Below are 26879 nucleotides of genomic sequence, written 5' to 3'. Positions count from 1 at the left end.
GCTAGGCTGGGCCGGTGCACGAGGAATCCGAGCTGGTCACCGGCGAAGCCGTCGTCCTGGACCTGCGCGTCGCGAAGCTCGCCAGCCGCGCGCTGGCGATGCTGCTGGACGTCCTCGTGCAGTTCGCGCTGCTGCTCGGCACGTTCTTCGTCCTGACGCTCACGGTGCCGGGCGAGGACGAATCGCTCGCGCTGACCCTGATCCTGGTGTTCCTGGTGCTGATCCTGGTCGGCTACCCGGTCCTGTTCGAGACGCTCTCGCGCGGCCGGTCGCTGGGCAAGATGGCGGTCGGGCTGCGCGTGGTGCGCGTCGACGGCGGCCCGATCCGCTTCCGGCACGCGCTGACCCGCGGGCTGGCGGGGTTCGTCATCGACTTCTGGGCGCTCGGGATCTTCGGGGCGGTGGCGGTGATCGTGTCGCTGTGCTCGTCCGACGGCCGCCGGGTGGGCGACTTCCTGGCGGGCACGCTGGTGATCCGCGACCGCGTCCCGGAGAGCGCGGGCTACCCGGCGATCGGCATGCCCCCGGGCTTGGAGGGCTGGGCGGCCCAGCTCGACCTGACCCGGCTGCCGGACGACCTCGCGCTGGCGAGCCGCCAGTTCCTGGCGCGGTTCAGCCAGCTGGCGGCGGACGCGGCGCACGCGCTGGGGTGGAGTTTGGCGCAGCAGGTGGGCAACGCGCTGGGGACGCCGGTGCCGCCGGGGGTGCCGCCGTGGGCGTTCTTGGCGGCGGTGCTGGCGGAGCGGCGCAACCGCGACCACGCGCGCGCGATGCAGGCGTACGCGGCGCAGGTGGAGGCGGCGCGGGGGCACGTTCCGACCGGGAACGGCGGTGGACCGGCGCCGGGATTCATGCAGGCGGGCTACGCGGCGAACGCCCAGCTCGGAGCGGTGGTGACGGGCGGGCAGCCGGCCGCGCCCTCACCGTGGTCGGCCGCCGGGGCCGCGCCGGATCCCGCCGGACCGTCGGCGTCCGCCGTTGCAGCCGAGGCGGAGCCGCCTACTCCGCCGTCCGGCACTCCGGCGCCGGCCGCCGAAAACCCGTTCGCGCCACCGAGTTAGGACACGTCTCCCGAGGCCGAGAGCCACGTGTTGCACTGCTGGTTGCGGTTCTTCGTCGCGCCGTGTTGCCACCAGGCGATGTTGTGCTTGGCGCTGCCGTGGTCGCGCTTGCCGTTGCGGGCGTAGTCGTCGCCGCGGTCCTGGGCGTTCCACGCCTCGTTGTAGATGTTCTTGTCGACCGAGCCGCCGGACACCGACGCCGAGCCGAGGAACATGCCCGAGAAGCACTGCGCCTCGAGCTCCATCCGGCGCGACAGCTCCAGGCCGATCGCCGAGTCGGCGCCCGCGTCGTAGCGCTGGTTGCCGTACGCCTCGGAGATGCCGGCCAGGTTCTGCACGTGGTGGCCGTATTCGTGGGCCAGGATCGACAGGTACGGGCCGGGGTGGTTGCCCCACACGTCGATCTCGATGCGGTCCATCGGCATGTAGATCGTGTCGTTCGACGGGCAGTAGAACGGCGTGACACCGGTCGTCGTGCCGCCGCTGCCGCACGGCGTCGACGATTCCGACAGCGATCGCGGCACCGACAGCTTCGGCGACCGGAACGGCAGGTCCACGGCGCCGAGCATGCGCGACCACATCGCGTCCAGGCAGGCGATCCCGGACTGGAAGAAGCGGGTGGCGCTGCCCTGGTCGGTCGCCCAGCGGCTCAGCGAGCAGGGGACGTTCTGCAAGCCGTAGTCGGGACTGCCGAACATCGGGTTGTTCCCGGTCGCGACGACCGAACGCGGGCCACTCGGTTGTTCGGACGTGCGGGTCGTGCGCTCGGTGGTCCGGCTGGTGGTCGTCTCTTCGGTGGACGACGTGGTTTCGGTGGTTTCGTCGGCGGAGGTGGTTTCGTAGGTGTCCGACGGGTAGGTGCTCGAGTACCCGGCATCGGCGACGTGCCGGGTGTTGCCGCCGATGAGCGCGACGGCCGCGACGAGCCCCCCGACCACGGCGACGATCCCGATGATCGCCACGGCGACGATGACCCCGGTGTTCGACTTCTTGGCGACGTAAGGCCGGTAGCCGGGCGCGAACCGCGGGCCGAACGGAGAGCCCGGGGGTGGGCCGGCGTAGGCGGGGGTGAAGACGGGCGGCGCGGCCGCGGCCGGTGGGGGGAGCGGTGCGCGGGCGGGGAAGCCGGGGCGCGGGTAGGGGCCGGACGCGGGGAAGCCCTGCGGCGGCTGACCCGGGAACGGCGGCTGGCCGGGGGCGCCGGCGGGACCCTGCGGACCTTGACCCGGGGCGCCGCCCTGCCATGGTCCCGGCGTGCCGCCGGGACCATGGCCTTGCTGCGGAGCGCCGCCCGGCGCTCGGTAGGGCTGAGTGTGCGGTGCTTGCCCCGGGCCGCCGGGGCCTTGCTGCGGAGCGCCGCCGGGCGCTTGGCCGGGTTGGGCCGGCCGCCCGCCGGGGCCTTGCGGGGAAGTACCGCCGGGTGTCTGCCCGGGATACGCGCCGGGCCCTTGTCCTTGCTGCTCACCGGGGCCTTGCGCAGGCGGCCCAGGTTGCCCGCCCGGCCGCCCCGGCGGTAGCGGCCGCACCCCGGGCGGCGGCAACGGCCGCGCCCCCGGTGGCGGGACCGGCCGTCGCGGGTCGTGTGGACCAGCGCCGAAACCTGGACCCTGCGGGCCGTGCGTCATGAAAGCGGAACCCCCCGTGCGATTTCCCCGTCGGAACCGGCGTACCTGCGGTGATCTCGCCGTTCCGGGCGTCAGCATAGATCGGGTGCTCTAGGGTGTGGTGCTGTGTCGATGAAATGGGGGGTGGCGGTCACCGCCGCCGTCATGGTCCTGGTCACCGCCGGGCCCGCCGCCGCGCAGGGGCCGTCCGCCGGGCCCGTGCTGCCGAACGCACCCTCCGACCAGGTCAAGAAACCCCAGCAGCTGAGCGGCCAGGACGTCCAGCCGCCCGAAGGCGCCACCGCCGACGTCGCCCTCAAAGTCCTGCGCGACGGCTCCCTCGAAGTCACCGAGCACGTCACCGTCCCCGGCGGCAGGCAGCTCACCTCGCGCGTCCCCCTCAAGGTCTCCGCGAGCGACGACCAGGACCGCGTCTTCGCCGTCAAGAACATCAAGACCGAAGGCGCCGCCACCAGCCGGCTGACCGGCGACCAGCTCGTCCTCACCTTCACCGGCGGGACGTCGACCGTCACCTACTCCGTCGACGGCGCCGTCGCCGACCAGAGCGGCCGCCAGCAGGCCCGCTGGCAGGTCGCCAGCGGCTTCGACACCCCGCTCGCCAAGCTCACCGCCTCCTTCCTCGCGCCGTCGCCGCGACTGTCCCCTGTGGACTGCTTCGCCGGCCCCATCGGCTCGAGTCAGCGCTGCACCCTCGCCGAGCTCGACCACACCGGCGTCGTCCGCCTCGAACAGAACGACGTCGCCCCCGGCGACCGCGTCGACCTCCTCGTCGGCCTGCCCGCGAACACCGTGCCGGCCACCGCGAAGTTCGCCGACGTCGGCCTCTTCGCCACCGCCTTCGCCTTCACGCCGCTGACCGGTATCGCCTTCGCGCTCCTGCTCGTTTTCCTGGTCGCCGGCGGCATCCACGTCCTCCGCCGCCGCAAGGAGGACGCGGGCGCCCTCACCGCCGCCACCGGTCCGGTCGAGGTCCTCCTGCGCGACGGCGACCGCGTCTTCTTCGCCAGCCCGGACGGCGTGCTGCCCGGCCAGGTCGGCACGGTCGTCGACGAGACCGTCGACGTCGTCGACATCAGCGCCACCGTCGTCGACCTCGCCGTCCGCAACTACCTGTGGCTGGCCGAAGTACCCGGGGAGGACTGGCAGCTCGCCCGCCGCAACCCACCCGACGAGCACCTCCACGACTTCGAGCGCGCCGTCTACGAGACGCTGCTGCCGGCGGGCACCGACGCCGTGCTCGTCTCGCAACTGCGCGCCCGCGGCACGCTCGACCTGCGCAAGATCAGCGACGCGATGTACGCCGACGTCGTCACCAAGCGCTGGTTCTCCCGCCGCCCCGACACCGCCCGCGGCCGGCTCACCTGGCTCGGCGCCGGCATCTTCGCGCTCGGCGCGGCCGCCACCGCCGTCCTCACCTTCACGGTCGGTGAAGCGCTGCTCGGCGTCGCGGTCGCCTTCGCGGGTCTCGCCGTCGCCGCGGCGGCCGCGCTGCTGCCGTCGCGCACCGCCCGCGGCCGGGCGCTCGTCGGCCAGGTCCGCGGCCTGCTCGACTACCTGCACACCGCCAAGGCCGAGGACATCCCGCCCGCCGACCGCGAAATGGTGTTCTCGCGCTCGCTGCCGTACGCGGTCGTGCTGGGCGACACCGAACGCTGGCTCGGCGCCTTCGCCGCGCTGAACCCCGCGTCGGACGGCTCGGCCGGTCTCTACTGGTACGGCGGCATGGAGGCCGACCACGACCTGCGCCGGTTCGGCGCGCACTTCCCGTCCTTCCTGACCGCGCTCGACGGGCTGCTCACCGCGGCCGGCCGCACCGCCCGCTGACCGTGCTCGCCGGGGCGGTGCTGGCGCTGGTCCTGGCGGCGGCGCCGGTGGACCAGCCGCCCTTGCCGACGGTGCCGCAGAGCGCCGAAATCCAGCTCAAGGTCGAGCGGGACGGCTCGCTCTCGGTCGCCGAGGCGATCTCGGTGCCCGACGGCGTCACGATGGACCGCCGGGTCCCGCTGCGGGTCGCCGCTCCGCACCACCGCGACCGCGTCTACGGCGTCCGCGACGTCGTCCTCGAAGGCAGCGGGAACGCGCGGGTGGACGGTGACGCGCTGACCGTCCACCTGACGTCCGGCACGTCGATCGTCCGGTACACAGTGGACGGTGCCGTCGCCGGCGACCGGGTCACCTGGGAACTGGCCGGTGGCTGGAGCGCCGAGCTGAAGTTCATCCGGGCCTCCTTCGCGGCGCCCCGGATCCCCACCGCCGTCGACTGCCAGGTCGGTGCCGTCCCGTGCGCCGCGGCGCAGATCGACCACGCCGGGCTGACCCGGTTCAGCCAGCAGAACCTCGCGGCGGGCGACCGCATGACGGCGACGGTCCAGCTGCCCCCGGGCACGGTCCCCGGGAACGAAGTCCTCGTCCCCGCCAAGACGATCGCCGGCGCGTTCGTGCTCACCGCCCCGGTCGCGTGGACCTGGGCGGGCTTCGGCGCGCTCCTGCTGGCCGCGGCCGCCTGGGTCCTGTTCGCCCGCCGCCGGGACACCGGCGCCCCGCCGAAGGCCGGCCTGATCGCGAAGAACGGCGAGTTCGCGTCCCCGGAAGGAGTGCTGCCCGGGCACGCCGGCGTCCTCCTGCACGGCCGCGCCGGGCCCGTCGACCTCGCCGCGACCGTGCTCGACCTCGCCGTCCGCAACTACCTCTGGGTGAGCGACGGCTCCCGGCTGACTCGCCGCAACCCACCCGACGCCCACCTCACGACCTTCGAACGTGCCGTGTTCGAAGCGGTCCTGCCGGAGGAGTCGGTGACCCTCGCCGAACTGCGCCAGCAGCACGTCGAGATTCCCCGCGCGGAACTGACTGCGGACCTCGCCGCCCGCGGGTGGCTCGCGACCGGACGGCTCCGGCGCGCGGGGATCCGGGTCGTGTTCTACGGCGTGTTCCTCACCGTCCTGCTGGCCCTGACCGTCGGGTACGCCCAGCTCGGCGTCATCCTCGCCCTGGCCGGGGTCGCCGCCGTCGCCGTCTCGGCGGCGCTGCCCGCACGACGGCACGCGGGCGCCGAGGTCGCGCGGCGGCTCCGCGGCGTCGCCGAAGAACTGGCCACCACCCGGGCGAAGGACTTCGACAAATCCCAACGCGAGCTGGTGTTCTCGCGCGGGCTCCCGTACGCGCTCGCTCTGGGCGAACTAAGCCCGTGGGTGGCCGCGTTCGCCGGTCTCGAGCACGCGCCGCCGGTGTACTGGCACGACGGTGACATCGCCCCTGACCAGGCCGGATCCTTCGCCGTCGCGCTCGCGGGCACCTTCGCGGGCGCCCACCGCGGCCGCCTCCAGGACCTCGTGAGCGGGAAACAGGGTCAGAACACCGTTTCTCACTCACGAGGTGGCACGCGGGGAACCGGTGGGTCGTCGTAGGGTGGGGCCATGGCCGATCCCGAGCTCGTCCGATACACCCTCGACAACGGTCTGCGCGTGGTCCTCGCACCCGACGCGACCGCGCCGGTGGTCGGCGTCAGTGTCCACTACGACGTGGGCTTCCGTTCCGAGCCCGAGGGGCGCACCGGTTTCGCGCACCTCTTCGAGCACTTGATGTTCCAGGGCTCGGAGAGCCTCGAGAAGCTCGCCCACTTCCGGCACGTCCAGTCCAGCGGCGGCACCTTCAACGGGTCGACCCACCCGGACTACACGGACTACTTCGAGGTGCTGCCGAGCGCCGCGCTCGAGCGCGCGCTGTTCCTCGAGGCCGACCGGATGCGCGCGCCGAAGCTGACCGCCGAGAACCTGGCGAACCAGATCGACGTCGTCAAGGAGGAGATCCGGCTCAACGTGCTGAACCGGCCCTACGGCGGGTTCCCCTGGATCACCCTGCCGCCGGTGCTGTACTCGACGTTCCCCAACGCGCACAACGGTTACGGCGGTTTCGAAGACCTCGAGAGCGCGACGGTCGACGACTGCGCGGCGTTCTTCGACACCTACTACGCGCCTGCGAACGCCGTGCTCACCGTGGCCGGTGACTTCGAGGTCGACAACGCCAAGAAGCTGATCGAGACGCACTTCGGCGACGTCCCGCACCGGCCCGCGCCGCAGCGGCCGTCGTTCGCCGAGCCGCTGCCGACCACCGAGCTGCGCGGCGAGGTCGAAGACCCGCACGCCCCGCTGCCCGCGCTCGGCATCGGCTACCGGATGCCGGACCCGATCAACGACGTCGACGGCTACCTCGCCTACCTGGTGCTCGCCGGCGTCCTCACCGACGGCGACGGCTCCCGCCTGCAGCAGCGGCTGGTGCACCGCGAGCCCCTGGTGGTCGACATCGGCGCCGGTGCCGGGCTGTTCGGCCCGTTCGAGGCGCGCGATCCCGACACGTTCACCATCACCCTGATCCACCCGCACGAGGTGCCGCGCGAGCGCGTGCTCGCCGCGCTGGACGACGAGCTGGAGAAGCTCGCCGAGACCCCGCCGAGCGAGGAGGAGCTGCGCAAGGTCACCGCCCGCTGGACGGCGAGCCTGCACTCCGAGCACGACCGGCTGGTGTCCCGGACGCTGGCCCTCGGTTCGTTCGAGCTGCTCTACGGCGACGCGTCGCTGGTGTACAAGCTCGCGGACCGGATGTCCGCCGTCACCTCGGAAGCCGTTTCGGCGGCGGCCAAGGCGCTGCGCCCCGACGCGCGCGCCGTCCTGGTGGTCAAGCCCGCTTCGGAAGGGACCAACGAGCAGTGACTTCAGCAACGCACCGCAGTGCGGACGAGATCGGCCGCACCACGCGGGGCCCGCGTCCGCTGCCGCCGCTGGGCGAGCAGCGCGCCGCCGCCGATCTGTCCCATGTGGACACCGAGCTTTCCAACGGCCTGCGCGTGCTGGCCGTGCGCAAGGCGACCGTGCCGCTGGTCGAGGCCCGGCTGTGGATCCCGTTCGCGGGTGACGACGCGCTGCACCCGGCCACGGCCGAGGTGCTCGCCGAGACGATCCTGACCGGTACCGCGCGCCGCAACCGCATCGAGATCGACGCCGAGCTGGCGCTGATCGGCGGCGACATCGGCGCCGGCGTGGACCCGGAACGCCTGGTGCTGACCGGATCCGCGCTCGCCGACAAGCTGCCGACGTTCCTCGACGTCCTCGGCGACGTCCTCACCGCGGCGACGTACGCGGACGAGGAGATCGCGCGCGAGAAGGAGCGGCTCGTCGAGCGGATCGCCGTCTCGCGGACCCAGCCGCGCACGATCGCCCGCGAAGCGCTGCAGAAGCACCGCTACGGCGACCACCCGGCCACCCGCGAGGTTCCCCGTGCGGAGGACGTCGCGGTCGTGACGCCGGAGCAGGTCCGGGCGCTGCACCAGGCGTCCGTGCTGCCGCGCGGCGCGGTCTTGGTGCTGGTCGGCGACATCGACCCGCAGGCCGTCGTCGGCGAGCTGGAGAAGGTGCTCGGCGGCTGGGCGTCCGACCGCTCCGCCGTCCGGCTGCCGCCGCTGCCGGAGCTGACCGGGCCGAACGTGCTGCTGGTGCCGCGCGCCGGGGCCGTGCAGTCGCAGATCCGGCTGTCGGCGCAGACCGTGCCGCGCACCGACCCGGGCTACGCGGCGCTGCAGCTGGCGAACCTGGCCTACGGCGGGTACTTCTCGTCGCGGCTGGTGGAGAACATCCGCGAGAACAAGGGGTACACGTACTCGGCGCACTCCGGGTTCGAGTTCACCGACGGCACCGCGGTGGTCAACGTCGACGCGGACACGGCCACCGAGGCGACCGCGCCGGCGCTGCTGGAGACCCGCTACGAGCTGGGCCGCCTCGGCCAGGTCCCACCGTCGGGCGACGAGCTGGAATCGGTGCGGCAGTACGCGATCGGCTCGCTGCTGACGTCGACGTCGTCGCAGTCCGGACTGGCCGGCCAGGTCCTGGCGCTGGCGTCGACCGGGCTGGGCCTGGAGTGGCTGAACGAGCACCCGGCGCGGGTGGCGGCGGTGACGGCCGACGAGGTGGCCGAAGCGGCGCTGAAGTACTTCGCCCCCAAGCGGTTCACGGGCGTGGTGGTCGGCGACGCGGGCGTGTTGGAGCGGAAGCTGCTGTCCCTGGGCGACGTCGTCGTGGGCGAGCCGGCCTGATGTCCGTCCCGTTCTCGCTGGGGGATCTGCCCACCCTGTCCCGGTCCACTGTGGACCGGCAGGAAGGCTTGCGCACCAACCCATCGCGGCTGCTGTCGCGCTGGGCCGACGCCCGGGTCGTCCTGCTGGACGACACCGGGCGCACCCCGGTCGTCGAGGGATCGTCGGTGCTGGCGTTCCGCAAGGCGATCGACTTCGGCGCGTCGCCCCCGGCGGACGCGGTGTTCCTCGGCGAGTGGCAGGACGTCGACTACTGGTCGCTGCCGGGCGGCCCGTCGGGCTCGGCCGACACCGTGAAGATGGCGGGCAGCTGGGGTTTCGTCGAGGAGGTCCCGCGCGCGGACGGCGAGGTCTGGGTCGAGCTGCGCGGGTACGGAGACCTGCTGGACGACACGTCGGCGGGGCTGTTCACGACAGCGCAGGCGTTGCGCTTTTGGCGTCGCCAGGCGAAGTTCTGCACGCGCTGCGGCCATCCCACGGAGCTGATCCAGTTCGGCTGGGCGAGCAAGTGCACTCATGATGGACGTGAGGAGTACCCGCGCACGGACCCGGCGGTGATCTGCCTGGTCCATTCTTCGGAGGGTGTGAACGGCTCGCACGTGCTGCTCGCGCGTCAGCCGATCTGGCCGGCGGGGCGGTATTCGGTCTTGGCGGGATTCGTCGAGGCGGGGGAGTCGCTCGAGGCGTGCGTGGTCCGGGAGATCCGCGAAGAGGTGGGGGCGTCGGTGTCCGACGTCCGGTACCTCGGGAGCCAGCCGTGGCCGTTCCCGCGGTCGATCATGCTGGGCTTCACGGCGCGGGCGGATCGCTCGTTGCCGTTGGTGCCGGCTGATGGGGAGATCGAAGAGGCGCTGTGGGTCTCGCGGGCCGAGGTGCGCGAGGCGTTCGCGAACAGTTCGGTGCGAGGCGAGGGTTCCAAGCCGACGCCGATCGCCGATGGGGCGGCGGAGATCATCCTGCCGGGGAATTCGTCCATCGCCCGCGTGATGCTCAAGGCCTGGGCGGACGCGGAGGAGTAGGCCAGTACGGCTCGGCCCGCGCCGCGGCCGCCGCGATGGCTCGGCCGTCGATGGTGGTGGCGGTGCGGGCGAGGCCGACCTTGCGCCACTCGACGCTGAACTCGACCGGCTCGGCCGGCAGCGCGCTCAGCCACAGTTGCCGGTCGCCGCGGTAGCGGTGGTCGTCGTAGCTCGCGCCGCCGCCGATCTCCACCACTGACCCCTCGCTCACCCGGAACTGCAAGCCCTCGTCCGTCGGGCCCGGGTAGCCGCCCGCGTGGCTGTCGGCGATGTTTCCCCAGGTCACGGCGTCGAGCGAGCCCCGCCGCACGGTCAGGTGGACGACGAAGCTGCAACCGCCGGGGTAGGCGACGACGTGCTGCAGCGCGACCACGGCGAGGCCGGTCCGCGCGACGAACCGCGCGATCGGCACCGGGCAGCCGAGCACGTCCTCGGGCGGCCCGGTCGTCTCCACGCCTTCAGCATCCCAGGGTGCGCAACCAGATACCGGGCTCCGGGGAACCGGCGCCACTCGTTCACCGGTGTTTCCGCCACGTGGCCCAACGCCCCTCGAGGCGTTACCTGCTCGTTTCACCAGACCGTTGACGGCTGTGCTCCGGCTCACTACAGTCCTGCGAAACCGTCTGTAAAGTATCCTAATTAAGTCGGGAGCAACGAGTGCGAGCCGGTAGCCCGCGGATGCTGCGCGAGATCAACGATCGCGCCGCCATCGAGGTCCTCCTTCGGGAAGGCCCGCTGACCCGCGCCGAACTCGAACTCGCCATCGGGCTGTCCAAACCCGCCACCGCGCAGCTCATCACCCGGCTCGAGCTGGACAACCTCGTCGTCAAAGCCGGCGTCCGGGGCGGTGGCCGGGGGCCCCGGGCCCAGCTCTGGGCCGCCAACGGCAGCCTCGCCTTCGTCGCCGCCGTCGATCTCACGCCGCACGTCGCGGACTTCGTCGTCGCCGATGTCGCCGGGGTCGTGCTCGCCGAATACCGGACGCCGCTGCCCGTGCACGCCGGGGCCGATGTCGTCGGGACCTTCGGCGAAGCCCTCCAGAAAGTCGCCGAACAGGCCGGGATCCAACGGGAGGACCTGGCCCACGTCGTGATCGGCGCGCAGGGGGCGTTCGATCCGCGGACCGGCCTGCTCTCCTCCGCCCCGCACATCCCCGGCTGGCTCGGCTTCGACGTCCCGCAGAAGCTCTCCGACGAGCTCGGCGTCGACGTCCTCATCGAGAACGACGTCAACCTCGTCGCCGTCGAGGAGATGAGCGTCGGGCAGGCCCAGGACGTCGACGACTTCGTCATGGTCTGGCTGTCCGAAGGCGTCGGCGGCGCCGTCGTCATCGGACGGCGGCTGCTGCGCGGGGCCACCGGCGGGGGCGGCGAGATCGACTGGATGCGCGTGCCTGATCCGGCCACTGTGGACACCGGGGACGTCTGGCCCGAAGCCGGCGCCCGGTTCGGCAACCTGGTCGACTCGCCCGCCATCTGCCGGCTCGCCGCCGCCCACGGAATCCAGGCCGACACCGCCTGGGAAGCGGTCGAAAAGGCCGGGAAAAGCCCGTTCCTCGACGATCTGGCGAGAAGGGTCGCCGGCGGCGTCGCCAACCTCGTCGCCGTCGCCGACCCGCAGCTCGTGCTCCTCTGCGGGGACACCAGCCGCGCCGGCGGCGAGCAGTTCGCCGCGCTGGTGCAGGAAAAGCTGCACGAACTGGTCCTGCCGCGCACGCCCGTCGGCTGCGCTTCCGTGCAGGGCAACGCCGTTCGCGCCGGCGCGCTGCAGTCCGCGCTGGCCACCGCCCGTGAGGACGTCTTCGGCGTCGTCACCCCCACGCTCCTCGGGTCGCAGGCCCGAGGCCGGAAGCACCCGTCCCCGACCGAGTAGACCGACCGATGAGGAGGAGGGCCATGCCCCCTACCACCCGGACCCGCCGCGGCGCCCTGCTGGTGGCCGCCGCCGCGGCGTCCGTCCTGCTGACCAGCGCCTGTTCCGGCGCCGCCGCCCCGAGCGGGGGTGACGCGGCGGCCGCGCCCGGCAAGGACGACAAGATCACGATCACCGTGTACTCCAAGTTCACCGACCGCGAGTACGGCGTGGTCACCGCGGGCCTCAACAAGCTCAAGGCGAAGTTCCCGAACATCGAGATCAAGCACGAGGGCAACCAGGACGACGACAAGCTCACCCAGTCGATCCGCGGCGGCAACCCACCCGACGTCGCGATCTCCTTCTACACCGACAACCTCGGTGCCTGGTGCTCCACCGGCAGCTTCCAGGACCTGAAGCCCTACATCGACCGCGACAAGATCGACCTCACGCAGATCCCGGACGCGGTCCGCAACTACACCGAGTACCAGGGCAAGCGGTGCGCCATGCCGATGCTCGCCGACGTCTACGGCTTCTACTACAACAAGGACATGTTCGCGGCGAAGGGCGTCACCTCGCCGCCGAAGACCACGGACGAGCTGCTCGAGGACGCCAAGAAGCTGACCGAGTACAACGCGGACGGCTCGATCAAGGTCGCCGGCTTCCTGCCGTCGATGCCGTTCTACGCCAACCAGGCCCAGTACTGGGCGCCGAACTTCGGCGCGCCGTTCCTGGGCCCGGACGGCAAGTCGGACCTCGCCACCAACCCCGGCTGGAAGGCGATGTTCGAGTTCCAGAAGAAGCTGATCGACGCGCTCGGCGGCCACGACAAGGTCGAGAAGTTCAAGGCCGGTCTCGGTGACGAGTACTCCGCCGACAACGGCTTCCAGAAGGGCAAGCTGGCCATGATCTACGACGGTGAGTTCCGCACCGCGTTCATCAAGGACCAGGCGCCGACCCTGAACTACGCCACCGCGCCCGCCCCGGTGCTCACCACCATGGCGGACAAGTACGGAAGTGCCTTCACCACCGGCACGATCATCGCCATCCCCAAGGGCGCCAAGAACCCCGGCGCCGCGTGGGAGCTGATCAAGCAGGTCACCCTGGACACCGACACCCTGGTGGACATGGCCAACGGCCTGAAGAACGTGCCCAGCACGAAGGCCTCGCTGACGTCGCCGCGCCTCGACCTGCAGCCGCAGTTCAAGACGTTCCTCGACATGTACGACAGCGGCAAGCTCGTGTCGAACCAGACCACGCCGATCGGTGACGCGCACCTCAAGGCGGTCAACGACTTCGCCGAGAAGTGGCAGGCCGGCGCCGTGCCGGACCTGACCGCGGGCCTGCAGAAGGTCGACGCGCAGATCAACGACGAGCTGAAGCAGAAGGGCGCGGGCGGATGACGTCCACCCTTGCGGAAAAGGCTTCCCCGCCCGCACCTGCCAAGGTGCGGGCGGGGGCCCGCCGGGCCAAGCGCCGCCGGACCGTCTTCCTCTTCATGGCCCCGGCGTTCCTCGGGTTCCTGATCTTCTTCGGTTACCCGCTGATCGCGACGGTCTACTACTCCTTCACGCGGTACGACCTGATCAACCCGCCGGTGTTCATCGGCTTCGACAACTACGTCCGGATGTTCACCACCGAGCCGCTGGTCGGCACGGCCGCGTACAACACGCTGTGGCTGGTGGTCGTCCTGACGGTCTGCCGCGTGGTGTTCTCCCTCGGCATCGCGTCGGTGATCTCCCGGCTCAAGTCGGGGGTCGGCCTCGTCCGGACCCTGTGCTACCTGCCGACGCTCGCCCCGCCCGCGGCCGCGACGCTGGCGTTCGTCTTCGTGTTCAACCCGGAGTTCGGCCCGGTCAACCGGTTCCTGCGGCTCGTCGGCATCGACGGCGGGCTCTGGTTCAACAGCCCGGCGATGTCGAAGCCCGCGCTGACGCTGCTGGCGCTCTGGGGCTCCGGCGAGCTGATGATCATCATCCTGGCCGCGCTGCTGGACGTCCCGACCGAGCAGTACGAGGCCGCCGAGCTCGACGGTGCCGGCCCGGTCCGCCGGTTCTGGCACGTCACGCTCCCGTCGATCTCGCCGGTGCTGCTGTTCGGCGTGGTCAACTCGATCATCTACGCGCTGCAGTTCTTCACCCAGGCCATCGTCGCCGCGTCCGCGTCGGCGGGCACCGCGGACGTCGCCGGCAACTCGAAGCTCATCGGGGCACCGCAGAACTCGACGCTGACGTACCCGATCTGGCTGTACGTCCAGGGTTTCCGCTACTTCAACATGGGCTACGCGGCGGCGATGGCCGTCCTGCTGTTCATCGTTTCCGCTGGTTTCACGTGGATTCTCGTGCGGCAGCTGCGGAAGTCCCAGCACCAGGAGGAGGGCGCATGACCGCCGTGGCCGAAGCGCCGCAGCGCGACGCGGGGGTACCGCCGAAGGTGCGGTTCAAGCGCAGCTGGGACAAGCGGCTGTCCTACATCGCGACGCACGCGATCGGGATCGCCCTCGGCGTGATCTTCATGCTGCCGCTGCTGTTCGTGTTCCTCACCGCGGTGATGAAGAGCGACCAGGCGATGACGGCGAGCCTGTGGCCGTCCGAATGGCACTTCGAGAACTTCGTGACGGTGTTCAAGAAGGCGCCGTTGCTGGAGTACTTCGGCAACAGCCTGCTGTACTCGGCATTGGCGACGGCGGGTGCGTTGCTCTCGGCGATCCCGGCCGCCTACGGTTTGGCCAAACTGCGGTGGCGCGGGCAGAACCTGTTCTTCATGCTGACCGTGGCCGCGATGCTGCTGCCGCCGCAGGTCACCGTCGTGCCGCTGTACGACCTCTGGGTCCGGATGGGGCTCACCGGCACGCTGGTTCCGCTGATCGTGCCGTACTTCTTCTTCGACGCGTTCTCGATCTTCCTGCTCCGCCAGTTCTTCCTCACCATTCCGAAGGACTACATCGAAGCGGCGAAGATCGACGGCTGCAACGAGTTCCAGGCGATGGTCCGGGTGCTGATCCCGATGGCCAAGCCGGGAATCGCGGCCACCGCGATGTTCTGCTTCCTGTTCACCTGGAACGACTACTTCGGGCCGCTGCTCTACACCGGCGAGAACCAGGACCACTGGCCGCTTTCGCTGGCGATCGCGTCCTTCCGCGGCATGCACCACGTCGAGTGGAACATGACGATGGCGGCGACCGCGCTGATCATGGCGCCGGTGATCGTGCTGTTCGTGTTCGCGCAGAAGTCGTTCGTCAAGGGCATCACATTCACGGGAGTCAAGGGATGAAGCTGGCAGTCGTCGGTGGCGGGTCCACCTACACGCCGGAGCTGATCGACGGGATCGCCGGGCGCCGGTCCACTTTGGACGTCGACGAGATCGTGCTGGTCGACCCGGACGCCTACCGCGTCGAGGCCGTCGGCGGGTTCAGCCAACGCCTGCTGTCGCACGCCGGGCACCCGGCGCGGGTGCGGACCACGCAGTCGCTGGAGGAGGGCGTCGACGGCGCTTCCGCCGTGCTGATCCAGCTGCGCGTCGGCGGCCAGCGGGCGCGGCGCTCGGACGAGACGTTCCCGCACGCCTGCGGCTGCGTCGGGCAGGAGACGACCGGCGCGGGCGGCCTGGCGAAGGCGTTGCGCACGGTCCCGGTGGTGCTCGACATCGCCGACCGCGTCCGCAAGATCGCCGGCGACGACACGTGGATCGTCAACTTCACCAACCCGGTCGGCATCGTCACCCGCGCGTTGCTCAACGAGGGCCACCGCGCGGTGGGGCTGTGCAACGTCGCGATCAACCTGCAGCGCCAGTTCGGCAAGCTGCTCGGCGTCGGCGCGGACGACGTCAAGCTCGTCCACACCGGACTGAACCACCTGAGCTGGGAGCGCGGCGCGCTCGTCGACGGCGTCGACCGGCTGCCGGAGCTGCTCGAGGAGCACCTGGACTACCTGTCCAATGAGGTCAGTGTGCCGGAGAAGTGGTTGCGGCGCATGAACGTCGTGCCGTCGTACTACCTGAAGTACTTCTACGCGCACGACGAGCAGGTCACCAAGCAGCGCACCGAGCGGCCGCGCGCGGACGTCGTGTCCGACGTCGAGGAAGAACTGCTGAAGATCTACCTCGACCCGGAGCAGAACACGAAGCCGGAGTCGCTGGAGAAGCGTGGCGGCGCGTACTACTCCGAGGCCGCCGTGCAGCTGGTGCACGCGCTGACCGCGGGCGGGCCAGCTGAGGAGCACGTGGTGAACGTCCGCAACGACGGGACTTTCCCGTTCCTGCCGGACGACGCCGTCATCGAGGCGCGATCCATTGTGGACTCGAAGGGTGCGGTGGCGATCCCGCAGCCGCCGGTGGAACCGCAGTTCTCGGGCCTGATCTCGGCGACCACGGCGTATGAATTCCTGGCTTTGGAGGCGGCGGTCAAGGGTGGCCGTGACCGCGTGGCCGACGCGCTGCTGGCGCACCCGCTGGTCGGCCAGTATTCGAAGGCCGACACGCTCGCCGATTCGCTGGTGCAGATCAACCGCGAGTACCTGCCCTGGGCACGCGGATGAGGCCTGCGATTATCGCGATCGACGGCGGCAACAGCAAGACCGAGGTCCTGGTGATCTCGGAAGACGGCGTGGTGCTGGGGAAGTCCCGCGGCCCCGGCGCGTCGCCGCAGAACATCGGCGTAGCGGCCTGCGTCACGGCGCTGGAGGGCCTGGTGCTGGAGGCGTACCCGGACTTCGGGGAGAAGCCGTTCGCCGTGCACACTTCGGCGTACCTGGCCGGTCTGGACTTCCCGCGTGAAGAGGAGGCGCTGCACGCGGCGCTGTCCGCGCGCGGGTGGAGCGACACCCTTACGGTCGGCAACGACACCCTCGCGCTGCTCCGGGCGGGCAGCGCGGGGGTGGGTGTCGCGGTCGTGTGCGGCGCCGGGATCAACGGCGCCGGCGTCGGCCCGGACGGCCGTGTCCACCGCTTTCCCGCGCTGGGCAAGATTTCCGGCGACTGGGGCGGCGGCTACCGGCTCGGCGAGGAGGCCCTGTGGTGGGCCGTGCGCGCCGAGGACGGCCGCGGTCCGCGGACCGCGCTGATGCCGGCCGTGGCGGCGTACTTCGGCAAGCCGACGCTGCTGGACGTGGTGCAGGGCCTGCACTTCGAGGAGATCGACCCGGCGTCGATCCACGGCCTGTGCCCGCTCCTGTTCGAGGTGGCCGCGGCGGGCGACGAGGTCGCGCAGGAGATCGTGACGCGGTTCGTCGAGGAGGTCAGCGTGTTCGCGGCGGTGATCCTGCGCGAGCTGGACCTGACCGAGGACGCGCCCGAGATCGTCCTCGGCGGCGGCGTCCTGACCGGCATCGGCGCACCGGTGATCGCGGAGATCGAGAAGCGGTGCCTGAAGGTGGCGCCGCGCGCGGTGGTCCGCGTCGTCGACGTGAACCCCGTGGTGGGGGCGGCGTTGTTCGGACTCGACACGCTGGGCGCGTCGGAGGCTGCGAAGGCGGCCTTGAAGGCGGCGACCCAGCGCGTCTGAAGACCCTGGCGGGGCCTGCCTCGAAGCGGCGCGAGACAGGCCCCGCCAGACCCCCTCAAGGAACGAGGATCTCGCCGGTCTCCAGCAGGGACTTGAGGTCGGAGAGCACCCAGGCCCAGCCGCCCCCGGCGTTCTCGCCCGGCCCGGCGTTGATGTCCTCGTGCACCCCGGCGACCATGTCGGCGGTGAGCGGCGCGCCGGTGACGTCGTGGGTGACGGTCAGTCTGGTGCCGGCGGTCTTGGTTTCTTCGATGTCGTAGGTGAGCGTGGTGTAGGGCTCGGCGCCCATCTCTTCGGGGCCCATCAGCAGTTTCCAGGTGATGACGAGCTTGCGCGGCGGATCGACTTCGAGGACTTCGCCGTCGACGAGGTCCCCGGTGAACCCGGCGTCGATGAACTCCTGCGTCGGGCGGGTCCGGTGCTTGCCGCCGACCTTGAGGTCGAAGTCGGCGAGGCCGGTGTAGCCGTACTTCCGCGTCCACTCGGGCTTGGTGATGGCTTCCCAGATGCGCTCCGGGGTGGCCTTGATGTAGACGCGGTGGACCTGCACGGTGGTCGTCATGGTTCTTCGCCTTCCAGTTCGTTCTTGAGGTCGAGCAGCGCGGTGACGTGGCGTTCGGTGTACTTGTCGATCCACCGGTCGTGGATCTGCCGGATGGGCACGGGGTTGAGGAAGTGCAGCTTTTCCCGGCCTTCCTTCCGCGCGACGACGAGCCCGGCCTCTTCGAGGAGCTTCAGGTGCTTCATGACGCCGAAGCGGGTCATGTCGACCTGGGTTTCCAGCTCGGTGAGCGTGCGGCCGTCGCGCTCGAAGAGCAGGTCGAGCAGGAACCGGCGGGTCGGATCCGCCAGCGCCTTGAACACCAGGTCGTCGTCGGGCACGTCAGCGAGGATAGGTGACCAAAAGGTCACATGTCAACGGGTGAAGAAGGCCGCCACCCGCGGTGGGTGACGGCCTTCGTTCGCGCGGGTCCTAAACGACCAGGGACAGCGGCAGGATCAGCGCGATCGCCACCACCGAAATCAGCGTCTCCATCACCGACCAGCTCTTCAGCGTCTGCCCGACCGACAGCCCGAAGTACTCCTTCACCAGCCAGAACCCGGCGTCGTTGACGTGCGAGAAGAACAGCGACCCCGCGCCGATCGCGAGCACCAGCAGTGCGCTGTGCGACGGGTCCATCCCCGCCGCCAGCGGGGCGACGATGCCCGCCGCCGAGACCGTTGCCACCGTGGCCGAGCCCGTTGCCAGGCGGATCGCCACCGCGACCAGCCAGCCGAGCAGCAGCGGTGACAGGTGCGCGTCCTTCGCCAAGCCCGTGATGACGTCGCCGACGCCCGCGTCCACCAGCGTCTGCTTGAAGCCGCCGCCCGCGCCGACGATCAGGATGATCCCCGCGATCGGGCCCAGCGACTCACCGACCACAGTGGACAGCCGCGCGCGGTCGAGGCCGGCCGGGCGGCCGAGCAGCACCATGCCGACCAGCACCGCCGCCAGCAGCGCGATCAGCGGGTCACCGACGAAGTCCAGAATGCGGCGCGCCTGGTTTTCCTTGCCGAGCAAGATGTCCGAGAGCGCTTTCGCCAGCATGAGCACGACCGGCAGGAGCACCGTCGTGAGCGTCGCGGCGAAACTCGGGCGCGGCTTGTCCGTGTCGGCGTGCTCCGGGATCAGGCGCTCCGGCGGCGTCGCGTCCGGGACGAGCCGGGCGGCGACCTTGCCGAACAACGGTCCCGCGACGACGAGCGTCGGGATGCCGACCAGCAGGCCGAACGCCAGCGTCACGCCGACGTTCGCGTTCAGTGCGCCCGCGGCGGCGAGCGGGCCCGGGTGCGGCGGCACCAGTCCGTGCAGCACGGAAAGCCCGGCGACCGCCGGAATTCCCAGCAGCATCAGCGGTTTCCCGGTGCGCTTGGCTGCGAGCAGCACGACCGGGATCAGCATGACGAGCCCGATCTCGAAGAACATCGGCAGCCCGATCAGCGCCGCCACCAGCGCCATCGCCCAGGGCAGCGCGCCGCCGCGGGCCTTGCCGAGGACGGTGTCGACGATCTGGTCGGCACCGCCGGAGTCGGCCAGCAGCTTGCCGAGCATCGCGCCGAGGGCGATCAGGATGCCGACCGACGCGACCGTACTGCCGACGCCCGTCGTGAAACTCTTCAGCAGCTTGTCGACCGGCATCCCGGCGGTCAGGCCGAGCACGAGCGAGCCGAGCACCAGCGACAGGAACGGGTGCAGCTTCACCTTCGTGATCAGCACGACGATGACGGCGATCGCGACGACGGTCGCGACGATCAGGCGGGTGTCGTGGCCGGTCCAGCCGGCGGCGAGGACGGTGTTCACGCGTGCTCCCGGAAGGCGGTCAGTGCGGCTTCGGTGATCTCGGCCGGCGTTTCCCGGATGTCGAAGATCGCGCCGGGCTCGTCCGCTTCGAGGGGTTCCAGGTCGGCGAGCTGGGAGTCCAGGAGGGACACCGGCATGAAGTGGCCCGAACGCGACTTCATGCGTTCGGCGAGGATCTCGCGGTCGCCGTGCAGGTGGGCGAACCAGACGTCGCCGCCGGTCCGCAGTACGTCGCGGTACCGGCGCTTGAGAGCGGACGACGTCACGACGCCGCCGGAGTCCTGGTGGTCGCGGATCCAGCCGGCGATGGCCTCGAGCCAGGGGGCGCGATCCTCGTCGGTCAGTGGGTGGCCCGCGGTCATCTTGTCGATGTTGGCCTGCGGATGGAACGTGTCGGCCTCGGCGTACTCGACGTCCAGCGCGTTCGCGAGCGCCGTGCCGATCGTCGTCTTGCCGGAGCCTGACACCCCCATCACCACGATGACGGTCATCCGCACCTCCCACTTCGTTGTGCCCAGGTGAGTGAAACTCAAAAGTACTACTTATTCAAGATGAAGTACTACTTAATCGAGTCAGACGGCTAGGTTGGGCCTGGTGAGGCACGAGCAGGTACTGGACGCGCTGGGCGCGGCGATTGCGAACGGGTCCCTGGCGCCGGGCACCGTGTTGCGCTCCGAAGAGCTTCAGGAGCGCTTCGGTGCTTCGCGGACGGTGGCGCGCGAAGTCGTCCGGGTGCTCGAGACGATGCGGCTGACCAGCAGCAAGCGCCGGGTCGGCGTGATCGTGCGGGACCAGACGGAGTGGAACCACTACGACCCGCGGCTGATCCGCTGGCAGCTCGACGGCCCCGCGCGCCCGGCGGCCCTCGCGACGCTGAACGAGCTGCGCTCGGCGATCGAGCCGTGCGCGGCGCGGTACGCGGCCCTGCGCGCGACCCCCGAGGAGCGCGGCCGGCTCGGCGCGCTGGGGGAGCGGCTGGCGCGCACCGGCCGGGCCGGGGACCTCACGACGTTCCTGGAGTTCGACATCGCGTTCCACGACCTGCTGCTCACTGCGTCCGGGAACCCGATGTTCGCGCAGCTGTCCGAGGTCGTCGCGGAGGTGCTGACCGGCCGGACCGGCCACGGGCTGATGCCGCCGGAACCGCAGCCCGAGGCCATCGCGTGGCACCTCGAGGTGGCGGCGGCGGTGGCGGCGGGGGAGGCGGACCGCGCGGAGCGGGCGATGCGGGACATCGTCGTCCAGGCGCGTGACGAGATCGCGGCGCTGGTCGAGTAGGGCTTTCCGGACGGCGTTGCCGGGGCGAGTAGCCTCCTCGGGTACTGGAGTTTTCTTCTGCCGGGGGGCACGGGTGAGCGCGGCGCGCGCGATCGGACTGGTGTTGGGCGTGGCGGCCGACGGCGCCCTGGGCGACCCTCGCCGGCGGCTCCCGGTGACGGCGTTCCGCCGCCTTCCGCAGCGCGCGGGCGCGGTGGTCGCGGGCGTCGCGGTGGCCGGCGGCCTCCTGCTCGAACGCGCCGGCCGCGGCCGCCCGCTGGTGCAGGCCTCGGCGACGGCGGTGACGACGTGGGCGGTCCTCGGCGCGGCCGGCCTGGCCCTGCAGGGCACCGAGCTGGCCCGCGACCTCGAGGAGTCCCGCTTCGACCCGGCCCGCGCGACACTGTCCGAACTGGACCCCCGCGTGGCCGACGGCCTGGACCTGGTGGGGCTGTCCCGCGCATCGGTGGAGACGGTCGCGGAGAACACCTCGGACGCGGTGGTGGCGCCGCTGGTCTGGGGCGCGGTGGCGGGCGTCCCCGGCCTGCTCGGAGCGCGCACGGTGAGCCTGCTGCGCCGCGCGCGCATGGGCCGGCAGGGGCATTGGGCAATCGACCGGCTCGACGAGCTGGTCCACCTGGTCCCGACCCGCGTGGCGGCGGGGCTGACCGTGCTGGCGGCCCCGGTGGTCGGCGGCTCGGCGGGCGGCGCGTGGCGGGCGTGGCGCCGCGACACGATCGCGCACCCGAGCCCGAACGCGGGCCGCGTCGAGGCGGCGTTCGCGGGGGCGCTGGAGGTCCGCGTCGGCGGGCGGACGGTTTACCCGCACGGGGTGGCGGAGCTGCCGGTGCTGGGGGTCGGGCGGAATCCGGACGCCGGACACGTGACGCGGGCGGTGGAGCTGTCCCGGGTCGTCGGCTGGCTGGCGGGGGTCACCTCGGTGGTGCTCGCGGTGGTCGCGGGGCTCTGGCGCCGGTCGCGCTGACTCAGCCGCGGCGGCGCAACTGGGCCAACGCCTCCGCGTCGAGCCGCGCGTCGCGTCCGGTCAGCTTGCCGGCGATCCGCTCCCGGTCCTCGGCCGTCTTGTTGCCGCCGAACTTGAACTTCGCCCGCACCCCCGTGATCGTGAACTCGATCCCGCGGATCCCCGGCAGCAACCGCCGGTCCGAAGACTCCGGCGCGGCGCTCACCGGCGCCCGCGCGCCGTCCGGCTCGAAGTGGCGCAGCTGCTTGTCCAGCAGCGCCGCCTTCGCCTCCGGGTCGTCGACCAGCCGGACGTCACCCTCCAGCTGCACCGTCGCGTAGTACGACGTCGGCACGCCGACCGCCGGGTCGCCGGCCGTGTTCCAGTCCGCGCGGATGTAGGTGTAGTCGTCGACGACCGTCAGCAGCGCCCGCGGGTGCTCCGCCAGCAGCGGCCAGATCGGGTTGGGGCGCGCCAGGTGCGTGATGATCGTGTCGGCGCCGTCGAACGCGAAGTGCGCCGGGGTCACCACCGGCAGGTCGCGGCCCGCGCCGCCGGCGATCAGCTGGCCGAAGTCGTGCGTGGACAGCCACTCGCGCCACTCCGCGTCCGCGGCGGCGTCCCAGGGGTGGATCAGCATGACCCCAGTGTCACCGCCGCAAGTGGCCCGGAAGAAGGGCCATTTCGGAGCTACTTCTGATGGCCACTTTCGGCGAGCTCGTCTTCGGCCAGGATCTCCGCGACGGACTTCCGGCGCTGCGTGGGGGTCGCATCCAGCGCCCCGCCCGGCTTCAGCTCACGGACGGTGAAGTACAGCCAGCCGAGCAGCGCCATCGCGCCGAACGCGATCCACTGCAGCGCATAAGAGAAGAACGGCCCGGAGTCCGTCTGCGGCAGCGGCAACGCGCCCAGCACGCCGGGCTGGCCGGTGTCGAGCTGGAAGTACCCCGGCCGGATGTCGAGCTTCCCGGCCCGCGCGACCACCCGCGAGTCGACGACGTAGCTCTGGAGCTGCCCGCCGGTCGACGCGTCGGCGAAGGCGTCCCGGTTCTTCGGGTCGGTCTCGTCGGCCCGCACCCGCGCGGTGACCTGCACGATCCCGGGCGGCGGCGGCGCGTACGGCAGCACGCCGGACTTGCTGTCGAGCCGGACGTACCCGCGGTCGATCAGGACGACCGTGCCATCGGTGGTCCGCAGCGGCGTCAGCACCTCGAAGGCGCCCTCGCCCTGGACCGTCCGCAGCCGCGCGACGACTTCCTTGTCCGCCAGGTACTGGCCGCTGATCGAGACGAGGTGCCACTCGGTGCGCTGGTCGGGCACGCTGCCGGGCGGCAGCAGCTGCGCCAGCGGCAGGGGCGCGGCGGTGAACGACGCCTCGAGCGCGGAGTTCTGCTGCTCGCGTTCGGCGTTGCGGCTGAACTGCCACGGCGAGAGCAGCGTGAAGCAGCAGATGGCGAAGGCGAACACCACCACCGTCAGAGCCAGCCACCCGGGCTTGAGCAGGAACCGCAACCGCACCCCACCACGGTAGGCCGTGCCCCGGTGCGCCCGCCCGCCGACCTCCGCCGGTTGTGACCGCTACCCGCGCGAACGGACCCAATCCAGCAAACCGGGCACCGCGCGTTCGATCATGCCGAGGACGTCCTCGAAGCCGTCGTCACCGCCGTAGTAGGGGTCCGGGACCTCGGCGCCTTCGGGGGCCGACGGGTCGAAGGACCGCAGCAGCCGCACTTTCGCCGGATCGTCGACGCGGGCCCGGAGGAACTCGGCGTGCCCCTCGTCGGCGGCGAGCAGGAGGTCGGCTCGGAGGTCTTCGTCCGACACCTCGGAGGCGACGTGCGCGGTGGGGTAGCCATGGGCTTCGAGCGTCGCCCGGGCGCGCTTGTCGGCGGGCTCGCCGGCGTGCCAGGGGCCGACGCCCGCGCTGGTCACTCGGACGGCTTCGGCGAGGCCGGCGTCGTCGAGCTTCGCCCGGAAGACGAGCTCGGCCATGGGGGAGCGGCAGATGTTGCCGGAGCAGACGAAGACGAGGTGCGTCACGTCGCGAGCGTAACCGGGCGGTTCACCCGGTCACCCGCTCGCTCGGCGGTACCCGCCGCCCCGAGGGGTCACTTAGCGTCGATCAAGCGAGGACGCGAACCGGAAGGAGAGCGATCATGCACGGATGCTGCTCGAAGTGCACCGGACAGGGATGCGGCTGCTGCGGCAACTGCAACTGACGCTGCGCGCGGCGCTCGCGGCGGCGGCGTGGACCCGCCGCCGGGGCGCCCCCCAAGAGCCACGCCCAGTACCCGCGTGGCCCGCGACCGTACGTGCGAAGATCCCTCGGTGCCCGCGCTTTCCGAAATCATCACCGTCCTGGAGCAGGCCTACCCGCCCGCGCTCGCCGAGTCGTGGGATGCCGTCGGTCTCGTCTGCGGCGATCCCGCCGAGCCCGTCACTCGCGTGCTCTTCTGCGTCGACCCCGTCGCCGAAACCGTCGACGAGGCCGCCGCGCTCGGTGCGCAGCTGATCGTCGCCCACCACCCGCTGCTGCTGCGCGGGGTGCACGGCGTCCCGGCCGACACCGCCAAGGGCGCGCTCGTCCACCGGATGATCCGCGACGGCATCGCCCTCTACTGCGCGCACACCAACGCCGACTCGGCCGACCCCGGCGTGTCCGACGCCCTCGCCGAAGCGATCGGGTTGCGCGTCACCGGCCCGCTCGAACCCAACCAGGACGGCGTCTCCGGCATCGGCCGCGTCGGCGAACTGCCCGAGGCCGAGCCGTTCGCGCGGTTCGTCCAGCGCGTCGCCGACGCCCTGCCGGCGACCGTGCCCGGCGTCCTCGGTGCCGGCGACGCCGACCGCGCGATCCGCACCGTCGCCGTCTCCGGCGGCGCCGGAGACTCCTACCTGAAGCAGGCCACCGCGGCCGGTGTCGACGCCTACGTCACCGCCGACCTGCGGCATCACCCCGCCGGCGAGCACCTGGCGAACCCCGGCGCCGTGCCCGCGCTGGTCGGGCTGACCCACTGGGCCAGCGAATGGCCCTGGTGCGGGCAAGCCTCGGCGGTCGTGGCGCGAGCGTTTGCGGGTAACGTCGACAGCTACGTCTCCACGCGGAACACCGACCCGTGGAACGTCCGCGCCGAGCGCACATCGATTTAGAGGAGCACCGTGAAGGCCGAACCCGCCGTGCAACGCCAGTTGCTCGAGCTCGCCAAGGTGGACGCCGAGCTCTCGCGCACCGCGCACCGCCGCCGCACCCTGCCCGAGCTGGCCGAGATCGACGCGGGGGAGAAGACCGCCCGCGAACGCCGCGACGCGCTCGTGTCCGTGGAGACCGCCGCCTCCGACCTCGACCGCGAGATCGCCCGGCAGGAGAAGGAGATCGAGTCGGTGCGCGCCCGCGAGGACCGCGACCGCAAGCTCCTGGCGTCCGGGTCGGTCAACTCGAAGCAGATGACCGACATCGAGCACGAGCTGCAGACCCTGCAGCGCCGCCAGAGCGCGCTCGAGGACGACCTGCTGGAGCTGATGGAGCAGCGCGAGGCCCTCGGCCTGGACGCGCAGCGCACCGGCGCCGAGGTCGACAAGGCCGAGGCCGCGGTCGCCGCCGCGGTCGCCCGCCGCGACGAGGCGTTCAAGGACCTGGACACCACCCGCGCGCGTCGCGACGAAGACCGCGCGAAGCTGCTGCCGCGCTTCCCGGAGCCGCTGCTCAAGCTGTACGAGCGCGTCCGCGAGCACAAGGGCATCGGCGCCGCGCTGCTGCGGGCCCGCCGGTGCGGCGCCTGCCAGCTGGAGCTGGACCGCAACACCATCGCCGAGATCAAGGCCGCGCCGGAGGACGACGTCATCCAGTGCGAGAACTGCGGCGCGATCCTGGTCCGGACCATGGAGTCGGGTCTGTGACGTCGCATGTCATCGTCGAGGCCGACGGCGGTTCCCGGGGCAACCCGGGCCCGGCCGGCTACGGCGCGGTCGTCAAGGACACCGACGGCGAGGTACTCGCCGAGCGCAAGGAAAGCCTGGGCGTCGTCACCAACAACGTCGCCGAGTACAACGGGCTCATCGCCGGCCTGACCGCCGCGGCCGAACTCGGGGCGTCCACTGTGGACGTCCGGATGGACTCGAAGCTCGTGGTGGAGCAGATGTCCGGACGCTGGAAGATCAAGCACCCGGACATGCAGCCGCTGGCCGAGCGCGCCAAGCAGCTGGCCGCCGGCTTCTCGCGCGTCAAGTACGAGTGGATCCCGCGGGCCCAGAACTCCCACGCCGACCGGCTCGCCAACGAGGCCATGGACGCGGCGGCCGGGAAGCCCACGCTGCCGAAGCTGCCCACCCGCAAGCCCGACCGCGCGACGACCGCGTGGACCGGCGCGAAGGGCACCCCGACCCGGCTGCTCCTGCTGCGCCACGGCCAGACGGAGATGTCGGCGCTGCGCCGCTACTCCGGCCGCGGCGACGTCCCGCTGACCGAGCTGGGCCGCTCCCAGGCCGCCGCGGCGGCGAAGCGGCTGGCCGCGATGGACGGCCTGGTCGTCGACGGCGAGGCCGTCCCGATCGTCTCCTCGCCGCTGACCCGGACCAAGCAGACCGCGCAGGCCGTCGCCGACGCGCTCGGCGGCCGCGTCGAGACCCACCCCGGCCTCATCGAGACCGACTTCGGCGACTGGGAGGGCCTGACGTTCGCCGAAGCCGCCGACCGCGACCCCGAACTGCACTCCTCGTGGCTGGGCGACAGCTCGGTGCCGCCGCCCGGCGGGGAGAGCTTCGACGTTGTCCACCGGCGCGTCCGCAAGGCCCGCGACGAGCTGATCGCCCAGCACGGCGGCCGGACGTTGGTGCTGGTCAGCCACGTGACGCCGATCAAGACGCTGCTCCGGATGGGCCTCGACGCGGGGCCGCAGCTGCTGTTCCGGCTGCACCTGGATCTGGCGTCGCTGTCGATCGTCGAGTTCTACCCGGACGGGAACGCTTCGGTCCGGTTGGTCAACGACACCTCGCACCTGGCCTGACCGGCTGAAATGTGGGGTGGATCACGGTCAATGCCGACGCGTGGCCGACCCCGGATGGGGTATTGGCTACAGTGTCTCGACCGCGTCGCCGCGGTGGCGGATCCACAGCTGGGTCCACTTCAGGGGGCGCCAGCTCGCGCGTATCCCACCGGCAGAAGCCTGCGGGCGGAACAGTG

At 71.5% G+C, this 26879-nt stretch carries 26 protein-coding genes; 17 read left to right on the top strand and 9 right to left on the bottom strand.

All coding sequences use genetic code 11. From position 1 onward, the window contains the following. Positions 1 to 14: 14 nt before the first annotated feature. The gene (locus ACERZO_RS45350; protein WP_372672190.1) at positions 15 to 1061 is read left to right on the top strand and encodes an RDD family protein; all 1047 of its coding nucleotides are present in this window, start codon (positions 15 to 17) and stop codon (positions 1059 to 1061) included. On the opposite strand, the gene ACERZO_RS45345 is transcribed toward ACERZO_RS45350, so the two are convergent. Then, entirely contained in the window at positions 1058 to 2023 is a 966-nt protein-coding gene (locus tag ACERZO_RS45345) for a neutral zinc metallopeptidase (protein ID WP_372672189.1), read from the bottom strand. The two genes, ACERZO_RS45350 and ACERZO_RS45345, sit on opposite strands and share 4 nt — an antisense overlap. Before the next feature lie 774 nt (positions 2024 to 2797). On the opposite strand from ACERZO_RS45345, the gene ACERZO_RS45340 reads away from it, so the two are divergent. From ACERZO_RS45340 to nudC, 5 genes are read left to right on the top strand one after another with little or no spacing between them, the layout of a single operon-like run. Then, positions 2798 to 4510, top strand: a complete 1713-nt coding sequence (locus ACERZO_RS45340) for a DUF2207 domain-containing protein (protein ID WP_372672188.1) — start codon at positions 2798 to 2800, stop codon at positions 4508 to 4510. A gap of 2 nt (positions 4511 to 4512) precedes the next feature. After that, a complete protein-coding gene (locus ACERZO_RS45335; protein WP_372672187.1) occupies positions 4513 to 6090 on the top strand; it encodes a DUF2207 family protein in 1578 nt (525 codons plus the stop codon). Positions 6091 to 6099: 9 nt separating this feature from the next. Beyond that, positions 6100 to 7392 carry a M16 family metallopeptidase gene (locus ACERZO_RS45330; RefSeq protein WP_372672186.1) on the top strand — a complete coding sequence of 431 codons (1293 nt, stop codon included), beginning with the start codon at positions 6100 to 6102 and terminating at the stop codon, positions 7390 to 7392. Further along, positions 7389 to 8768 carry a M16 family metallopeptidase gene (locus ACERZO_RS45325; protein ID WP_372672185.1) on the top strand — a complete coding sequence of 460 codons (1380 nt, stop codon included), beginning with the start codon at positions 7389 to 7391 and terminating at the stop codon, positions 8766 to 8768. The genes ACERZO_RS45330 and ACERZO_RS45325 overlap by 4 nt, the downstream gene beginning before the upstream one ends. Then, complete coding sequence (gene nudC / locus ACERZO_RS45320; RefSeq protein WP_372672184.1) at positions 8768 to 9787, top strand: NAD(+) diphosphatase; 1020 nt, start codon at positions 8768 to 8770, stop codon at positions 9785 to 9787. Before ACERZO_RS45325 ends, nudC begins: the two co-directional genes overlap by 1 nt. Here the strand turns inward: nudC and ACERZO_RS45315 are convergent. Then, a complete protein-coding gene (locus ACERZO_RS45315) occupies positions 9759 to 10241 on the bottom strand; it encodes a hypothetical protein (protein ID WP_372672183.1) in 483 nt (160 codons plus the stop codon). The two genes, nudC and ACERZO_RS45315, sit on opposite strands and share 29 nt — an antisense overlap. A 224-nt stretch (positions 10242 to 10465) precedes the next feature. Here ACERZO_RS45315 and ACERZO_RS45310 point away from each other — a divergent pair, with 224 nt between their 5' ends. From ACERZO_RS45310 to ACERZO_RS45285, 6 genes are read left to right on the top strand one after another with little or no spacing between them, the layout of a single operon-like run. Beyond that, positions 10466 to 11659, top strand: a complete 1194-nt coding sequence (locus tag ACERZO_RS45310; RefSeq protein WP_372672288.1) for an ROK family transcriptional regulator — start codon at positions 10466 to 10468, stop codon at positions 11657 to 11659. A 23-nt stretch (positions 11660 to 11682) separates the two neighbouring features. After that, positions 11683 to 13041: an extracellular solute-binding protein gene (locus tag ACERZO_RS45305; protein WP_372672182.1), complete on the top strand. Its 1359-nt coding sequence runs from the start codon at positions 11683 to 11685 to the stop codon at positions 13039 to 13041. Continuing rightward, a complete protein-coding gene (locus tag ACERZO_RS45300; protein WP_372672181.1) occupies positions 13038 to 14024 on the top strand; it encodes a carbohydrate ABC transporter permease in 987 nt (328 codons plus the stop codon). Before ACERZO_RS45305 ends, ACERZO_RS45300 begins: the two co-directional genes overlap by 4 nt. Continuing rightward, positions 14021 to 14911 carry a carbohydrate ABC transporter permease gene (locus tag ACERZO_RS45295; protein ID WP_372672180.1) on the top strand — a complete coding sequence of 297 codons (891 nt, stop codon included), beginning with the start codon at positions 14021 to 14023 and terminating at the stop codon, positions 14909 to 14911. The genes ACERZO_RS45300 and ACERZO_RS45295 overlap by 4 nt, the downstream gene beginning before the upstream one ends. Then, complete coding sequence (locus tag ACERZO_RS45290) at positions 14908 to 16173, top strand: 6-phospho-beta-glucosidase (protein WP_372672179.1); 1266 nt, start codon at positions 14908 to 14910, stop codon at positions 16171 to 16173. The genes ACERZO_RS45295 and ACERZO_RS45290 overlap by 4 nt, the downstream gene beginning before the upstream one ends. Further along, positions 16170 to 17138, top strand: a complete 969-nt coding sequence (locus ACERZO_RS45285; protein ID WP_372672178.1) for an N-acetylglucosamine kinase — start codon at positions 16170 to 16172, stop codon at positions 17136 to 17138. The genes ACERZO_RS45290 and ACERZO_RS45285 overlap by 4 nt, the downstream gene beginning before the upstream one ends. Positions 17139 to 17193: 55 nt before the next feature. Here the strand turns inward: ACERZO_RS45285 and ACERZO_RS45280 are convergent, their stop codons facing one another. From ACERZO_RS45280 to ACERZO_RS45265, 4 genes are all read right to left on the bottom strand, one after another. Next, complete coding sequence (locus ACERZO_RS45280) at positions 17194 to 17700, bottom strand: SRPBCC domain-containing protein (RefSeq protein ID WP_372672177.1); 507 nt, start codon at positions 17698 to 17700, stop codon at positions 17194 to 17196. Further along, on the bottom strand, positions 17697 to 18020 hold the full coding sequence (locus tag ACERZO_RS45275) for an ArsR/SmtB family transcription factor (protein ID WP_372672176.1): 324 nt from the start codon (positions 18018 to 18020) through the stop codon (positions 17697 to 17699). Before ACERZO_RS45275 ends, ACERZO_RS45280 begins: the two co-directional genes overlap by 4 nt. A gap of 91 nt (positions 18021 to 18111) precedes the next feature. Beyond that, complete coding sequence (locus ACERZO_RS45270; RefSeq protein ID WP_372672175.1) at positions 18112 to 19479, bottom strand: GntT/GntP/DsdX family permease; 1368 nt, start codon at positions 19477 to 19479, stop codon at positions 18112 to 18114. Further along, complete coding sequence (locus ACERZO_RS45265) at positions 19476 to 19970, bottom strand: gluconokinase (protein WP_372672174.1); 495 nt, start codon at positions 19968 to 19970, stop codon at positions 19476 to 19478. The genes ACERZO_RS45270 and ACERZO_RS45265 overlap by 4 nt, the downstream gene beginning before the upstream one ends. Positions 19971 to 20073: 103 nt before the next feature. Here ACERZO_RS45265 and ACERZO_RS45260 point away from each other — a divergent pair, with 103 nt between their 5' ends. Together ACERZO_RS45260 and ACERZO_RS45255 are read left to right on the top strand one after the other, a co-directional pair. Then, a complete protein-coding gene (locus ACERZO_RS45260; protein WP_372672173.1) occupies positions 20074 to 20757 on the top strand; it encodes a FadR/GntR family transcriptional regulator in 684 nt (227 codons plus the stop codon). Positions 20758 to 20830: 73 nt separating this feature from the next. Continuing rightward, positions 20831 to 21721, top strand: a complete 891-nt coding sequence (locus tag ACERZO_RS45255; RefSeq protein WP_372672172.1) for a cobalamin biosynthesis protein CobD/CbiB — start codon at positions 20831 to 20833, stop codon at positions 21719 to 21721. A gap of 1 nt (position 21722) precedes the next feature. Here the strand turns inward: ACERZO_RS45255 and ACERZO_RS45250 are convergent, their stop codons facing one another. Genes ACERZO_RS45250 through ACERZO_RS45240 form a run of 3 tightly spaced genes read right to left on the bottom strand, consistent with a single transcriptional unit; the run spans position 21723 to position 23740 of the window. Next, entirely contained in the window at positions 21723 to 22340 is a 618-nt protein-coding gene (locus ACERZO_RS45250; protein ID WP_372672171.1) for an FMN-binding negative transcriptional regulator, read from the bottom strand. Between the two features lie 50 nt (positions 22341 to 22390). Then, the gene (locus ACERZO_RS45245; protein WP_372672170.1) at positions 22391 to 23218 is read right to left on the bottom strand and encodes an SURF1 family cytochrome oxidase biogenesis protein; all 828 of its coding nucleotides are present in this window, start codon (positions 23216 to 23218) and stop codon (positions 22391 to 22393) included. Between the two features lie 60 nt (positions 23219 to 23278). Then, positions 23279 to 23740 (bottom strand): low molecular weight protein-tyrosine-phosphatase, encoded by a 462-nt coding sequence (locus ACERZO_RS45240; RefSeq protein WP_372672169.1) that lies wholly within the window; start codon positions 23738 to 23740, stop codon positions 23279 to 23281. Between the two features lie 288 nt (positions 23741 to 24028). Between ACERZO_RS45240 and ACERZO_RS45235 the strand changes: the two genes are divergently transcribed. The 3 genes from ACERZO_RS45235 to ACERZO_RS45225 are packed head-to-tail and all read left to right on the top strand — an operon-like array spanning position 24029 to position 26703. After that, entirely contained in the window at positions 24029 to 24850 is an 822-nt protein-coding gene (locus ACERZO_RS45235) for a Nif3-like dinuclear metal center hexameric protein (protein WP_372672168.1), read from the top strand. A gap of 9 nt (positions 24851 to 24859) precedes the next feature. Then, positions 24860 to 25597 carry a zinc ribbon domain-containing protein gene (locus tag ACERZO_RS45230; protein WP_372672167.1) on the top strand — a complete coding sequence of 246 codons (738 nt, stop codon included), beginning with the start codon at positions 24860 to 24862 and terminating at the stop codon, positions 25595 to 25597. Continuing rightward, positions 25594 to 26703, top strand: coding sequence for a bifunctional RNase H/acid phosphatase (locus ACERZO_RS45225; RefSeq protein WP_372672166.1), 1110 nt, complete (start codon positions 25594 to 25596; stop codon positions 26701 to 26703). Before ACERZO_RS45230 ends, ACERZO_RS45225 begins: the two co-directional genes overlap by 4 nt. Positions 26704 to 26879 lie beyond the last annotated feature (176 nt).

It is taken from the genome of Amycolatopsis kentuckyensis, assembly GCF_041679295.1.
Classification (GTDB): Bacteria; Actinomycetota; Actinomycetes; order Mycobacteriales; family Pseudonocardiaceae; genus Amycolatopsis; species Amycolatopsis kentuckyensis_A.
Note: the sequence above shows the minus strand (reverse complement) of the source record. Positions and strands in the feature narration are given on the sequence as shown.

Excerpts from the sequence above, each read along its gene's own strand:
- ACERZO_RS45310 (WP_372672288.1), top strand. The coding sequence starts at position 10,466 with ATGCTGCGCGAGATCAACGATCGCGCCGCCATCGAGGTCCTCCTTCGG.
- ACERZO_RS45265 (WP_372672174.1), bottom strand. The coding sequence starts at position 19,970 with ATGACCGTCATCGTGGTGATGGGGGTGTCAGGCTCCGGCAAGACGACG.
- ACERZO_RS45285 (WP_372672178.1), top strand. The coding sequence starts at position 16,170 with ATGAGGCCTGCGATTATCGCGATCGACGGCGGCAACAGCAAGACCGAG.
- ACERZO_RS45330 (WP_372672186.1), top strand. The coding sequence starts at position 6,100 with ATGGCCGATCCCGAGCTCGTCCGATACACCCTCGACAACGGTCTGCGC.
- ACERZO_RS45305 (WP_372672182.1), top strand. The coding sequence starts at position 11,683 with ATGCCCCCTACCACCCGGACCCGCCGCGGCGCCCTGCTGGTGGCCGCC.
- nudC (WP_372672184.1), top strand. The coding sequence starts at position 8,768 with ATGTCCGTCCCGTTCTCGCTGGGGGATCTGCCCACCCTGTCCCGGTCC.
- ACERZO_RS45295 (WP_372672180.1), top strand. The coding sequence starts at position 14,021 with ATGACCGCCGTGGCCGAAGCGCCGCAGCGCGACGCGGGGGTACCGCCG.
- ACERZO_RS45290 (WP_372672179.1), top strand. The coding sequence starts at position 14,908 with ATGAAGCTGGCAGTCGTCGGTGGCGGGTCCACCTACACGCCGGAGCTG.
- ACERZO_RS45250 (WP_372672171.1), bottom strand. The coding sequence starts at position 22,340 with ATGCTGATCCACCCCTGGGACGCCGCCGCGGACGCGGAGTGGCGCGAG.
- ACERZO_RS45340 (WP_372672188.1), top strand. The coding sequence starts at position 2,798 with ATGAAATGGGGGGTGGCGGTCACCGCCGCCGTCATGGTCCTGGTCACC.
- ACERZO_RS45280 (WP_372672177.1), bottom strand. The coding sequence starts at position 17,700 with ATGACGACCACCGTGCAGGTCCACCGCGTCTACATCAAGGCCACCCCG.
- ACERZO_RS45300 (WP_372672181.1), top strand. The coding sequence starts at position 13,038 with ATGACGTCCACCCTTGCGGAAAAGGCTTCCCCGCCCGCACCTGCCAAG.